This is a genomic window from Roseovarius sp. THAF27 (assembly GCF_009363655.1).
Lineage (GTDB): Bacteria > Pseudomonadota > Alphaproteobacteria > Rhodobacterales > Rhodobacteraceae > Roseovarius.
Window position 1 is genome coordinate 1136231 of sequence record NZ_CP045393.1, and the last position, 14193, is coordinate 1150423.

Here is a 14193-nt window from a genome sequence, read left to right on the forward strand (position 1 = left end):
TCAGGGATGCAAGGTGACTTGTCGAAACGAGTGCCACAGGGATAAAACGGTGACGGATCTGAGCGATTTGAAATTCCACACGGGCCGACGGTGCGTTGACCGCGGCCGCGACGGTAAGTCGTGTCGACTAGTCGGATACTGCAATGCAGGATGAGCAACGGGCCTTGCGCGTCGGTTTGGTGCTCGGCGATCCCAACGCGGCAAGACCTGACAGTGCGCGTCTGGTCGAAATCCTCGATGACATGGACCTGGTCGACCTGGTGTGCATCGTCGCCTCGGGCGAGGAGGCCACAAGCGCAACCAGCCTTATGTCGTCCGCTTTGGCGCTTGAAACGGCCGTCACCCGGCAAACCGCGCGGGACGTACCGATACCCGGCCTGCATGACCGGGACATCCTGCCCGCGGATCCCGGGATCGTGCCGGACCTTGACCTTATCCTCGATGATTCGGGAATTCCCGCCGTCGAAGAGCTTGCCGGAAACGCGGAACATGGAATTTGGCGGCTTTCGACGGTCGATCCGGAGAGTGGGTTTCATGCTGCGGTGACCAATGCGCCGGTCACGCCGGTCCGCCTGTGGAGTTTCACGTCGGAGGAAGAGGGCTGGCGGAGGATTGCCGAAACGGAGTTCGACACCAAGTTCCTCGCTTCGCGCAACCTGCTGTTTCAACGAGAGAAGGCCGTGCGCTTTCTGACCGGCCAGTTGGCGCGCCTTGCACTGTGCGAGGTGCCGGCGCTGGAGGCGCTGCCGGACGAGGTGCCTGACGACAAGGCGGCGTCGGTTCTTCAGCTGCCGCAATATGTCGGGCGCGTTGCGGCGGAAGCCGCAGTGCGCAGCGCCAACACGATCCGTGCGCGCATGGGCGGGCGTCCCGGGAGATTTTGCTTGCGGCTGGCGGAGGGCACCGCGCTGACCTTCGATCCGGTTTCGGCGGTCGAGTTCGACGCGCCTGCCGGGTCGTACTGGGCAGATCCGTTTCTGATTGCGCATCAGGGCGCGGTCCATGTGTTTTTCGAGGTGTTCGATTACCGCTCGGGGCGCGGACATATCGCGGCAGGCCGTCTGAACGCGGGGCGGCTGCATTTCGTCGGGGATGCCATCCGGACCTCTTATCACTTGTCCTATCCGTTCGTGTTTCAGCACGGCGACGACATCTTCATGCTGCCCGAGACGAGCGAAGGGAAAAGGCTGGAACTTTGGCGTGCGACCGACTTTCCGCTGGGGTGGACGTTGCATGCAACGGCGATGGAGGGTGTAAGCGCGTCCGACAGCACGTTGGCCAAGGTGGGCGGGGATTGGTGGTTGTTCACCAATCTTTGCGAGGACAGTTTCGATGATTTCTGCTCCGAGTTGCATCTGTTTCGTGTCGATGGGCCGGACCTGGCCGAGATCACCCCGCATCCAATGAACCCGGTCGTGGTCAACTCGCGCACCGCACGCGGGGGAGGGCGCGTGTTTCAGCAGGACGGGCGGTTGTTTCGCCCGAGCCAGGACAATTCGCATGGCACGTATGGGTACGGGCTGAACATCATGGAGATCGAGGCGCTGGACATGGACCGCTACCAGGAAAGGCTGGTGCGCCATATCACGCCGCGGGAGGTGCCCGGGACCATCGGCATCCACCATATCGACGTGTTGGACGGACAGGTGATCTTCGACGTTCGCAAACGCTGAACGGGCAGGTCAGATCGCGGGCATCACCAGTATCCGGCTGCGCAACAGAGCAGCGATGCAGATCGACCAGACGGTGACCTCGGCTGCGGCAGTGGCCAGCAAGAGGGTCGCCGAACCGCCCGCAAGCGGGAACAGGCCGACAATGTAGATCACCGACAGGCACAAGGCGGTCAGGCCAAGCCCCGGCAGCGTGATCTCTACCAGGTCGGACACGGTGATTCCGGCGGCACGCATCATCAGGGTCACCGATACGCACATGGTCACACAGGTCTTGAGCAGTACCGCCAGCGCCGCGGCTTCGGGGGAGTGCCGGCCGATGGCAAGGAGCAGCGTGACAAGCAACAGCGTGTCGCCCAGCCGCACGAAGAACTGCTGCTTTGAACGGCCCAGGCATGTCAGCGTCGGCTCGAGAAGAAAGCTGAGGCTTTCTATGAGGCGCGCGATTGCGATGATCGAGATGATCGTGACGGCGGCCGCCCAGGAGGGGTCAAACACAGCCGTGACGATATCGGACGCCAGGACGCTGACGGTGATCATGGCCGGCGCCATGAGGGCGAAGCACAGCGCGACATTGTTCTTCCAGAGGGTTCGGATGTCAGATTGGTTGTCCGACGCTTCCTTGCGCGCGAATTGTGCCCAGCTGATGATGCCCATCGGCTGTGTCACGACGTCCGCGGCCGTGTTCGCGATGCGCGAGCCGGCCCGGTAGGCGCCCACCGCTGCGGGATTGAGAAAGGCGCCGAGGATCAGGTCCGCGCCATAGTTCGACAGCATGCCCAGCGAGGACGAGCCCCAGAGCGGCCAGGCCTCGCGCAGGCCGCTGCGGATGGTCGCACGCTTGATGCGGGGTTTCGGCACGATGCGCACGAGCGCTGCATAGAGCACCAGAATGAAGGCCATCGAGGTCAGACGCGACATGACCAAAGCCTCGATGCCGAAGCCTGCCCGGAACATGCCAACAGCCGTCGCCAGGGCCACCAGCTCTGACAGCAGAACCAGGATTGCGGTGGCCCGAACCCGACCGTCGCGCACCAGATGGGCTTCGAGCCATGCGCTGAACGAGGCGAGGACCGGAATAGGGGCGAGGCCGACCAGGGCGAAGGCCGTTCCAAGGTCCGACAGGTTGCCGATGGACAGACCGATGAGAACCATCGTCATCGACCCGGCGGCGCCGATCGCGAATTGCAACGCGAATAGCGTGTCGCGATCCGCTATCAGGTCCTTGGTGCGCAGGATCGTCTGATAGACGCCGGTATACATGAGGGTGGTGAAGATGACGCACAGTGCCGAGGCGATTGCGAAGCTGCCGAATTCCGCAAGGTCCAGCGCGCGAGACGCCACGAGGATGAGCACGAAGGCGCAGACCTGAGAAACCACCCTGGAGGCGACGCCGACGGCGAAAGGCGACAAGAGGGTCCGCAGCATCAAATCCCTTCCCGATCCGATCGCGCCAAAGGCTCAGGGCCCCTTTGGCCTTACTGTCTGAATTCCGTGTGATTCCAACAGGTCGATGAACCTGTCTCGGAACTGGGTCTCGTCGAAACGCGCGGCATGCGACATAATGAGCCGGCTGTCCAGCCGTTGCAGCTGTTCGGATTCGAACAGTCGCACCGCGTCGACCAGAGAATCGGCCGTCTGGTCGTGGAAGAGATGGCCGGTCTCTCCGTCCACCACGGTGTCGAGCACGCCGCCGCGACCATACGCGATCACGGGCCGACCCGCCGCCATGACTTCCACGGGCAGGATGCCGAAATCCTCTTCGCCGGGAAAGATCAGGGCCCGGCACGCGGCAAAGTAGGATTTCAGCTTGTCGTCCGAGACACGACCCAGGAAGCGGATATTGCGCCCGGCGCCCCGGGCCAGGGCACGTCGCGCCTTGTCAGGTCCGCCGATGACGATCAGGGGCTTGTCGAGGCGATTGAACGCCTCGATCGCGAGATCGGGGCGTTTGTAGGAGGTCAGTTCGCCGGCATAGAGGTAGAACGATCCGACTTCGGTATCGGGCGAAGGGGCGAAAGCCGACACGTCGACGGGCGGATGGATCACGTGCGACGTGCGCCGCCAGTACTTCATGATCCTGCGCTGCACGAAATGCGAATTCGCCACAAAATCATCGACCCGTGCAGCGCTCGTGACGTCCCAGCTTCGCAACCGGCTGGTCAAGGGCCCCATCAGGGCCCTGGTCAGCGGATCGGTGTTCTTGCGGTAGAGGCCGTACTGGTCCCAGATGTAGCGCATGGGGGAATGCACATAGCTTAGATGCAGGGCATTGGGTTGCGGGATCACCCCCTTTGCGGGACCGGATTCGGACGAAATCACAAGGTCGTAGGCGGACAAATCCAGGTCTTCCAGCGCGCGCGGCATCTTCGAGACATACTTGGTGTAAAAGCGCCGCGCCATCGGCAGCCGCGCGATGTTCGTCGTGAAGACCCGGTGGCGCCGGATCGTGGAGCTGACTTTGCCAGGATCGTAGACATGCGTGTAGATGTCGGCATCGGGAAAGAGGCGGCAGAGGGCTTCAAGCACTTTTTCACCGCCGCGCATGCCGACCAGCCAGTAATGTATCAGCGCGACGCGCGGTTGCGCCCCGTGCAGAATTGCGGGGCCGTGGGACGCAGAGCCACGCACCTCGGCCTCGGACCGGCCGGATTGCCCGGGATCGAGGGGTTGAACGAGTGATGCGTCGACCGTACTCATGCCATTGGGACCTTTTCGCCTACGTGCGCAACTTGTTTAACACAATGCCTTCGACCGGCAGTCGCAGCTTTTGCAGCATGGCCAGCCCTTCCTTCACTTCGCTGCGCCTGGTCTTTTCGCTTTCGATGACAAGAACGCGATTGTCCGATGCCTTGGCGACGATGACGGAAAAGGCCGAGGACAGGAGCGCAGGTCCCTGCAGAATGACCATGTCGTAGAGCTGTTTGAGTTCTTCGACGATCGCCTCGATATCCAGGCTCGAAAGCTCCTCTGCGATTTCGGGCGAGGGGCGTGCGCACACCAGAACGTCGAACGGCATGTCTTCAGGCGTGCTGATGGCCTGTTTCAGGTCGCACTCGCCTGCGATTACGTCTGCCAGGTCATGCTGAACCTTCCAATGGAATTGCCGTGCCACGGTTGCCTGGCGCAGGTCGAAATCCACGAAAATCGCGGCGCGACCGGAGCGCGCCGACACTTCCGCTAGGGCCAGCGCCGTGGTCGTGCGGCCTTCGACTGGCTTCGTGGACAGCACCGTCACGCTTGTGGAGATCGCGAATTCATCGCGCATCAGCAGCGTCGTCATGAGCTTGCGAATATTCTCGGCGAAAGGCGAATACGGCTTCTTTCGAATGTGTTTCAGGAAACCGCGAGTCGAGAACCAGCGTTCGGCGGGCAAGGTGGCGACAACGGGAAGGCCGATCTCGTCGGCGACCTCCCTCGGCGTTCGGAAGGTCGTTGCGGTCAATTCGGCCATGAAGGCCCAGACGGATACAAGGGCCAACATCGTGGTGCCGGCCAGCGCGGCCATCAGTTTCGGCCTCGGCGCAGAGGGGCTCAACGGCAGGGTGGCGCGCTCGATCAGCTTGGCCTCGGCGTTTTGCAGGCGTTCCTGGGTGCGCGCGTCGGTGAGCTTTGAAAGCAATGCCTCGTAGGTCTGGCGTGCGGCCTGTGCCTGCCGTTCGGTCTTGCGCTGGGCGATTTCACCGCGGGACATTTCGACGACGCGCCGTTCCATCTGGCTGATGGTCTCGCCGATCGCGTCCTCACTCAGCCGCGCGACCTCGTATCCGCTTTCGAGATTCTCCAGTTCGAGACGCACTTCCAGGGCGATTTCGTCCTCGATCTGTTTCAGATCGCGGAGGATGCGGGCGCGGCGGGGGTGATCGGGCCCCACGGTTTCGGCCCATCCGGCATCAAGCTGACGCAGATCGACAGCGCGCTCTTGCAGGTCGTCCATGGCAGTGCTTGGCACCAGGGCCGCGGCCGCAAGCGGGCCCTGGTTTTCCATGACCTGACGCAGCTGAAGCATCTGCGCCTCGGCCGTCGTGCGCGCGGCGCGCGCTTCGACCAGTTGATTGTTCAGCCTCGATATCTGTTCGCTGGCGTTTTCCAGCGTGCCGCCATTCGCAAGCAGGCTTTCGGTCCGCATCTTGGCGACATCTTCTTCCGTCTTGGCCACTTCAGCGCCAAGCGCTTCCAGCCGCTCTTCGAGCCAACTTCCGGCTTGTCGGATCGTTTGCCTGCGGGTGTCGACCTGATTGGCGAGGTAACGCTCTGCCAGCACGTTGGGCAGGTCCATCGTGAGCTGTGGATCGCGCGACGAAAACGACATCACGATGACATAGCTTTCGTTTTCGGCCCAGACCGTCAATCGTTCGCGCACCGCCCAGACAAGCCCGTCCATGAGCGTTTCCTGCGGCAGCTCGTTCAGTTCCGGAACGAGGGCGAGGATACGCTCGCGCCCGACCGTTTCGATGACATCCTGAAGCAGGAGATTGGAGGTCAGAATCGCGATTTCGCCGTTGATCACCTGTTGCGACGGTTCGCGGTTTTCAAGAACCTCGATGCCGGTGAGAAACTGGGCACGGCTGGGGTCGAGCAGGATTTTCGTTGTCGCGCTATAGGAGAAGGGCAGAAGGCTGACGAGGAAATATGCCGTGTATGCGGCCAACGCGCTCAGGCCCAGGATCAGCTTCCAGCGGCGCAAGAACTGTCCCAGAAGCGCGCGCATGTCGACGGCGTCAGGATCACGCGATCTGCTTGCGCCGTGCATCGACGCGTCGACCCGCATCCGGTCGGACTCCGGGAAGACCGTATTCATCCGAGACCACTCCAGTTTACAATCACTTGTCTTCCCCTGCCGTCAAAATCACGCCGCTTTTCAAGCGGACGGACAGACACGTATACATGCCGATCCGAATGCGGCTGGGATACTAAATTCGTAAAAACCCCCGTCCAATTAAGCTTGGGAGCCCCGCTTCGAGTCAACGAATACCGGGAAATGCATTTGATCTTGGGTCAGAATGTGAACAGTCTTGGAGAATTGTTGCTATTCGTGCGTAAAAGTGAACGCTGAGCGGGGTTTCGGGAAATCAGGTTTCGGGTGTTCTGCATGATGATTCGCGCTGTGCGATAGAGCCGACGATCGCTCTCGTCCCAAGACCATTTTGGTGTCTTTGTGAAGGCAATTCTGTGGCATAACCTGCTGGGTTTCGCCATCTGTCATGTCTGGTTCCTGGTAGCCGCACGATAATCGAGGCTTGTCGGCATACGGCTTTCGCGCCGCTTTCGCGGACCGGGGTCGAAGGTCTTATCGTTGCCAAATCATGTCCAATTCACGCGATGCCACCGCACTGCTTACGCGCTTGGGGTGCATGGCGCGCGGTTTGAGCGAAATTGGACAATTTTCTTTGTTTGAGCGCGGGATCGTCTAGTCTTGGTACCGCGACACGCGCCAAGGTGCGGGGCGGTGCGTTTTTTCAAAGTTCGTCGATGAACTGCGCAGTCGATTATTTGTAGGGGCCTGATTTGGAAATCGTTCCAAGCACATTTCTTGCGCTTGTTGCTGCCGCAACGCTGCTTTGGATCGGCCCGTTCCGGGGACTTTGGGCATTCGTCGGACTGGCGCCGTTCGGCGCCGCGGCCGCCTTCAACCTACCGGCGCTCGGTGGGGCCACGATAGGGCAGCTCGAATTCACGTTGTGCATCGTCTTCTTCATAGCCATTGCCCGTCATGGCGGGCCGGATCGTATTCTTGGGACCCTGAGGCCCTTGCAGCCCGGTTTCTTCCTGCTTCTGCTCCTGATCTACTGCTTCATCTCGGCTGTGTTCTTTCCGCGGATCTTTGCGGGCGATACGGAAATCTTCGGATTGTCGCGCGCGGTGAACGAAGATCGGATCATCTCCATCCCTCTTGCGCCATCGAGCGGCAACATCACGCAGAGCTTTTATTTCCTTTTGTCGTCCCTCGTCTTTCTGGCCTTGGCGACGCTCTATCGCCTGCGGCCGGATGAAGGGGCGGTGTTCAAGGCACTGGTGATTTGCACATCGGTCAATTTCGCGCTCGGGATGATCGACGTGGTCTCTGCCGCTGCCGGATTGAAGACACTGATGGACCCGCTTCGGACGGCGAATTACGCCATGGCTGTTTTCCATGAAATGGCGGGTATCAAACGCATGGTGGGCGGCATGCCCGAAGCTTCGGCGTTCGGTTCCTTTTCTGTCGTGCTCTTCGGGTTCTGGCTACATTACTGGACGGTGTCGGCCAGGTCACGGCTGGTCACGGCGATGCTCCTGATCGCGCTTTTCTGTGTCCTGCGCTCGACCTCGTCGGGGGCCTATGTCGCGCTGGTATTGCTGCTGGTATACTATTCCATAGCGGTACTGTTCAGATCGGCCGGAGGGGCGTTCCCGAGACGGGTGGCCTTCTATCTTGTCACGACAATCGCGGTCGCGTGGCTGGCCGGCATCGCGATGCTGGTCGGGTACCATATGTTCGACGTCGTGGAGCGGTTCCTGAACGAAACGCTTTTCAGCAAGCTTCAAAGCGATTCGGGCGTCGAGCGGATGGCGTGGAATGCCCAGGCGTACAAGAATTTCACGGATACGTGGCTGATGGGGGCGGGGCTGGGCAGTGTGCGGGCATCGAACTGGTTCATGGCCTGCCTCGGCAGCCTGGGGGTCCTTGGTACGGCACTTTATCTCTTGTTCCTGGCCTCGTTGTTTTCGGCACCGGCAAGAACCGGGTCGAAACCGCGCGACAACGTCATTCAAGCCCTGAAGGTGGCGTGTCTGGCGCAGATCATCGCGGCAATGCTGACGGCAGCCACGCCGAACCTGGGCACGCTCTTTTTCATCTTCGCGGGCCTGGTTGTCGGGCTGTCGCGCAGCCGGATCGTGGTGCGGGCGGACAACGCCTCCCAGTGGCTTGCGCACCCGCGACCCTCGCATGGACTGCGCCAGAGGCAAGTGCCTTGATCCGCGCCGTGCGACCTTGGGTTCTGGCCTTCGTGGCGATGACGAGCGCCGTTGCAGCCGAGCCGCTGCGGGGGCCTTTGCTGGGTGCGGCGTCGAATTTGGGCCAAAGCTGGCAGCCGGAGGCGCTCGCGGGAGGTCGAAAGCTGGGCGTCGAGGTGTTTCGCGACGAGGTGATCTGGAACCACGTGGAACAGTCGGACGGACGGCTGGAGTTCGGGTCAATGCGCGAGGCATACCCGGAGATGCTTGCGGAGCTTGGCGCGAATCTGCTTCTTCTGGCCTATAGCGGGCACCCGAACTGGGAGGAGGGGCATGTGCCGCAAGACGCAGAGGGGCAGGCGGCGTTCGCGAATTATCAGACGCGGATCCTGCAGCGGTTTCCCGCCATAGAGGCGATCGAGATCGGCAACGAGTTCAATTCGTGGGAGTTTGCGGAGCTCGAAGGCTGGCCACCCGACCTTCAGGCGCGGGCGGAGGCCTATGTGGACCTGCTTGCGACCACCGCAGGCGCCGTTCGAGCGATCAGGCCGGAGATCGAGATCCTGGGCGGAGCGGCGCATTCGGTTCCCGTGGCGTGGGCCGAAGCCGTGGTTGCCGCCGGTGGTCTGGCGCACATGGATGCCTTCGTGTTGCACCCCTATACGAGTAAGCCGGAAATGATCGGGCGCCAGATCGACGTGCTGCGCCAGGTGCCGGGCCTGTCGGACATGCCGATCGCCATCACCGAGTTCGGCACCACCGATGCCGACCAGGCCCCGGATTATCTTGTGCGTATGTATTGCCAGATGGCGCTTGGCGGCGTGAACCGTGCGATCTGGTATCCGTTCAGCCCGCGTGGCGACGGGCTGGTCCCTATCGTTGACGATGACGGGACGCCGACGGCCACGGGGCAGGCTTTCGCGCTTATCCGTGCGCATCTCGAAGGCCGGGTCGCAAGCGATGTCGCACCCGACCCCTTTACCTATGCGTGCAAGTTCGGCCAGAGCGCGTTGGTGATATGGGGCGCGCCGCGCGAGGTCATGTTGGCCCCGGGTTTGCGGGCATTGAACAGCGCGGGCCTCATGCTGGAGGCACCTTTGCGGCTGTCGCGCGACAAGACGCTCTTGATCCTTTCGGATGGCCCCCCGGTCGAGCTGGGTGACACGGTCAGGCTCGGTCCGCAGAGGGTGCTGGCCGACAGCTATGACGGGTTTTCGTACCTGGAGGTCGAGGACAGGTCCCTGTTCGTCCGGCGGGGTGAAACCGACCTGCCGCTGGAACCGCGTCCTGGGCAGGAGAGCGACGGCGTCCCCTGGACCCCCTATCTGGCCCTGCCGCAGGACGGGACGGTCCGGGTTGGCGCGGATTGGACCGTGCCGTCATCCTGGGGGCCGGACGACCCGGTGTCGGTTGTCTATCGGTACGACACGCGCGCGCCGCGCAAGGTCGATCTGCGCGTAGAGGTCGCGCCGGACGCGGACAGCACGGACGGGGTTCTGGTGACAGTGCGGCACGAGGGGCGCGTCTTGTCGAAGACCGTCGTTTCGACGCCGACGACCCTGCGATCCGACGGGATAGCTCTTGGTGCCGGTGAAGGCGTGGAGGTCATCCTGGGGCCAAACCGCAGCGCCGAGGGGGACCACACGCGCTGGCGCGTGACCGTACTGAGTGCGCAATGACAGAGGTCATGGCATCGACGCAGTCGCGGTACGCTGCTGACGACAGGGTCGAGCGCGTGGTGGTGTTCAACGATCACAGTAGCCGCAACGGCGGGGCCGCGATCCTTGCGCTGCTTCTGATCCAGAAGCTGAGGGAACGCGGGCTGGCCGTACGTTTCGTCACCGGGGATGCGGGCGACAATCCGGAACTTGCCGATCTGGGCGTCGACGTGATCGCATATGGTGGCAGCGATCTGCTGAGCCGGTCGAAGGGGGAGGCCCTTGCCCGGGGATTGCATGACGCTGCGGCGGAGAAGTTTGTCGCCCGGGCCGTTTCCGGGCTGGATGGGCCGGGAACGGTCTATCACATGCATAACTGGTCCCAGATCTTTTCGCCGTCGGTCTTTCGGGCCCTGAGGCCGGTCGCGGACCGGGTATTCCTGCATGCCCACGACAATTTTCTGGCCTGTCCGAACGGGATGTACATGAATTATCGCCGTGGTCATAGTTGCCCGCTGGTGCCGCTGAGCGCGGCCTGCTGGATGACGAACTGCGACAAACGCAACTATGGGCACAAGCTTTGGCGTGCTGCACGCCACGCGGTCTTGTTCCGGCACATTGACCGGCAAGCACCCTGGGCCGGTGTCATCGCGATCCACGAGCAGCAGGTGGAAAAGTTCCGACGCGCGGGGTACCCGGAACGTCTGTTGCGGGTCGTGCGCAACCCGGCCGAACCCTACACCGCTACGCGGGTCGAGGCGGAGGAGAATGATCTTCTGGTCTATGTCGGCCGCTTGGAACGGGACAAGGGGGTCATGGACCTGGTCGAGGCCGCGGCACGCACCGGCCAGCGATTGAGGCTGATCGGGGTTGGCGATCTGCATGACCGGATCGAACGAGACTATCCCATGGTTGAACTGGCAGGGTGGCAGCCCGCGGACCGGATCGGTGCGCTGGTCGCCGATGCGCGCGCGCTTGTCATGCCCTCCCGACATCCCGAGACCTTTGGTCTCGTGATTGCCGAGGCCGCGCAATGCGGCCTTCCGGTGCTTGTCTCGGACCAGACGGCGTTGGCCGCGGATGTCGAACGCCTGGGCTGCGGGCTGGCCTTTGATGTGTTCGATCCTGCGGACGTCGATGCCAAGCTGTCACGCATCCGGGATATGAACAGCGCGGAGGTCGCCGGAATGAGCAGACGAGGTTTCTCCGACGGATCACGCCTGTCGACGACACCGGACAGTTGGGCTGACATGCTGGTCGAACTCTATGGTGCTGCCGTGGCGCGTTGAGTGACGGAAAGCCGGCGTCGTGCCTATACCTCTCCGGCCCGAAGAAGGCGGTTGAACGCGCGTCGCTTGAGATCGAGATACCGGGGCGGAAGCACGGTTTCCGCGGTGCGATAGGTGAACTTGCGGAAACGCCGCGCCGCGCCGGGCGGTGTCAGGCCGCGTTCCAGTGACCCTTCGCAGAGCGCGCGCGTCTCGTTGGCGAATTCCTTTTTGTAACGCTCGTCGCCGCGCCCCAGATCTATCTCGATCAGTCCTTCTTTCGCGGCCTGCCGGACACAATGCAGCAGCAACCCGAGCCCGGGCGTGTACCGAGACGCCGCGTTGTCGTAGGTGGGAAACCACCAGTGCCAGGTGTTTTCCGACCTCATTCCGAAATGCGCCGCAACAAGGCGGTCGCCCGCATAAAGCGAAGAGAGGCGGCCCGAGAATTCCGGCTGATCCGTGCCGCGAATCCGTTCGAGGACCTGCATCGCCCACGGCTGATCGAGCACGAACCGCGCGCCCATCGCAGCGATCGCCGCGCGCTTCCAGGTCAGAAAGGTTGTCCAGGTATCGGCTGCCTTGTCATCCGTTTCGAACCGGACCGGCCCAAGTTCGCGCTCCATTTTTCGCAGTTTGCGCTCGACGTTTTTGAGTGCGCTGCCAGAGTTCATCCGCCCCGCACGCCAAGCCTCGATCCCGTCCGAGAGGTCTATCAATGGTGACCCGGTCCGTCGAAACGCATTTCTTTCGAACAAGGGCGTGTCGCGGAGCGCATGGTCGAAATCGTATGTGGTGAGGCCGCACGCCACCAATAAATCGCGCGGGCTCACGGTCTCTGGCGCCTCGCCCACGATGCCCTGGTAATCGGCAATCGGCGCGGCCAGTGGTGCCCCACGCGCGCCGGGCCGACGGTGAAATGGAAAGAACCCCTTTATGGTGTCGCCGTCCCGCAGGATGGCGATTTTGACGTCACTGTGGACGTCGGCAACGACCTGAAGGAACGCGAGCGAAAAGAACGGGCTGCGCAACAGAGGGTTGCCTGCCTGCAGCTGGCGCCATGTCTGCATGAGCCCGGAATCGAGGTCTGACGGGTCGATCAATTCGATACCAGGCCGGAGCTTGCTTGAGATAGGGTTCATGTCGGCAACAGTAGTGGACGGCATTGGGTGCGTATAGTGAGCAAAACTCGGGGCCCTTTGAAAAAGGCCTGCCGAGATACGCGTGTAACCGGGTTCCCGCAGGGCGGGCGCTGCCTTGTTTCGTATGCGGCGATGGATTGACGCGCGCGGCAAATTCTTTCTAGCTGGGTGCGCCATTCGCAGGAAAGCAATTCGCCCGATGTTCACGTCCCAGTCCGAAGCCCGTGTTGCCATAATTGTCGCTTCGAAGGGGCGATCGGACGTATTGCAAGGGCTTGTTCCATTTATCAACCGGCAAACCCTGAAACCGGCGAAACTGGTTTTCGCGGTCACCAGTCCTGCCGATGCCGATTTCGACCTTGAGACCCTTCTGGACCCGGCAATCTCGGGTGAGGTGATCATCAGCGCGGCCGGGGCGTGCAAGCAACGCAATCGCGCCCTGGACAGGCTGGGGGACGACATCGACTTTTGCGTTTTCTACGACGACGATTTCTACCCGTCCCGTCATGCATTGTCCGAACTGGTGCGGGGCTTCGAGTTTCACGAAGATGTGGATGGCATTACCGGGACGCTTGTCGCAGACGGCATCAACGGGCCCGGGCTGTCGCCCCAGGAGGCCGCGACCATGCTGAGCGATTGGGACACCGCTTTCGACCCTGATCCTCAGGCCCCCCCGCGGATCGTTCGGGACACACTTGGGCTTTACGGCTGCAACATGGCCATACGCAGCAGTGCCGCTCATGGTCTGCGGTTCGATGAAGTGCTGCCGGCCTATGGATGGCAGGAAGATGTCGATTTCGGTGCGAGACTGCCTGGGCGCTGCGTTCAGATCGAGAACTTCACGGGTGTGCATCTGGGAACCAAGGCAGGAAGAGAGAGTCGCGGTGAGCTTCTTGGGTACAGCCAGGTCGTGAACCTGCACTACCTGTGGCGGAAGGGCACGGTCACTGCCGGTCACGCCCTGAACCTCGTCCTGAGAAACGTGGTGGCCAACCACGTCAAGGCGCTCCGGCCGGAGCCGTGGATCGACCGTGCGGGCCGGATGCGTGGGAACTGGCGCGGTCTCTGCGATGTGCTGCTCGGGCGGGCGACTCCAGGCAGAATCGATTCGCTCTAAAGGCGTTTCGACGGTCATCGCGATCGAGCGATTTTGCTCTACCGCTCTTGTTCAGGGACGATTTTTGTCCGCAAGCACCCGGTTTGAAGCGGTGTCACAAGGTATTGGAAACAATCTTTTTCAAGCCTGCAGTGCAATCTGTCGCGAAAGAAGAGTTGCGAGAGGCGGATGCGCGCTCTGCGTGTGTGGAGTCGAATTTCCTTAATGGAAAGTTAAAACATGTGATATGTTGGATTGCGGCAATTTGATGTCATTTTAAGGAAAGGTTTCGGGCGATAGCGGCCCGAAAATTGGGGGAAATACTATGTTTGTGTTTGAAGATCCTGCTAAGCAGGGTCCAGTTGAGGTATTGCCTAATGGAAAGGTCGAAGTTCCGTCATATTTGAGCGGTCGCACTGACGC

At 61.8% G+C, this 14193-nt stretch carries 9 protein-coding genes; 5 read left to right on the forward strand and 4 right to left on the reverse strand.

Translation table 11 applies throughout. The annotated features are described in order from the left end of the window. Positions 1-143: 143 nt before the first annotated feature. A complete protein-coding gene (locus tag FIU89_RS05725) occupies positions 144-1673 on the forward strand; it encodes a hypothetical protein (RefSeq protein ID WP_152491711.1) in 1530 nt (509 codons plus the stop codon). 9 nt (positions 1674-1682) lie between these two features. Here FIU89_RS05725 and FIU89_RS05730 read toward each other — a convergent pair whose 3' ends face one another. The 3 genes from FIU89_RS05730 to FIU89_RS05740 are packed head-to-tail and all read right to left on the reverse strand — an operon-like array spanning position 1683 to position 6471. Then, positions 1683-3098, reverse strand: a complete 1416-nt coding sequence (locus FIU89_RS05730; protein WP_152491712.1) for an oligosaccharide flippase family protein — start codon at positions 3096-3098, stop codon at positions 1683-1685. Between the two features lie 33 nt (positions 3099-3131). Beyond that, on the reverse strand, positions 3132-4370 hold the full coding sequence (locus tag FIU89_RS05735; protein WP_152491713.1) for a glycosyltransferase: 1239 nt from the start codon (positions 4368-4370) through the stop codon (positions 3132-3134). A 19-nt stretch (positions 4371-4389) separates the two neighbouring features. Further along, a complete protein-coding gene (locus FIU89_RS05740) occupies positions 4390-6471 on the reverse strand; it encodes a polysaccharide biosynthesis tyrosine autokinase (RefSeq protein WP_152491714.1) in 2082 nt (693 codons plus the stop codon). 707 nt (positions 6472-7178) lie between these two features. On the opposite strand from FIU89_RS05740, the gene FIU89_RS05745 reads away from it, so the two are divergent. Genes FIU89_RS05745 through FIU89_RS05755 form a run of 3 tightly spaced genes read left to right on the forward strand, consistent with a single transcriptional unit; the run spans position 7179 to position 11553 of the window. Then, entirely contained in the window at positions 7179-8627 is a 1449-nt protein-coding gene (locus FIU89_RS05745; protein WP_152491715.1) for a hypothetical protein, read from the forward strand. Positions 8628-8635: 8 nt separating this feature from the next. Further along, the gene (locus FIU89_RS05750) at positions 8636-10285 is read left to right on the forward strand and encodes a hypothetical protein (RefSeq protein WP_172978031.1); all 1650 of its coding nucleotides are present in this window, start codon (positions 8636-8638) and stop codon (positions 10283-10285) included. Between the two features lie 8 nt (positions 10286-10293). Continuing rightward, on the forward strand, positions 10294-11553 hold the full coding sequence (locus tag FIU89_RS05755) for a glycosyltransferase family 4 protein (protein WP_172978032.1): 1260 nt from the start codon (positions 10294-10296) through the stop codon (positions 11551-11553). 23 nt (positions 11554-11576) lie between these two features. On the opposite strand, the gene FIU89_RS05760 is transcribed toward FIU89_RS05755, so the two are convergent. Continuing rightward, the gene (locus tag FIU89_RS05760; RefSeq protein ID WP_172978033.1) at positions 11577-12881 is read right to left on the reverse strand and encodes a GNAT family N-acetyltransferase; all 1305 of its coding nucleotides are present in this window, start codon (positions 12879-12881) and stop codon (positions 11577-11579) included. A gap of 58 nt (positions 12882-12939) precedes the next feature. Between FIU89_RS05760 and FIU89_RS05765 the strand changes: the two genes are divergently transcribed. After that, positions 12940-13791 carry a glycosyltransferase family 2 protein gene (locus tag FIU89_RS05765; protein ID WP_254701799.1) on the forward strand — a complete coding sequence of 284 codons (852 nt, stop codon included), beginning with the start codon at positions 12940-12942 and terminating at the stop codon, positions 13789-13791. Positions 13792-14193 lie beyond the last annotated feature (402 nt).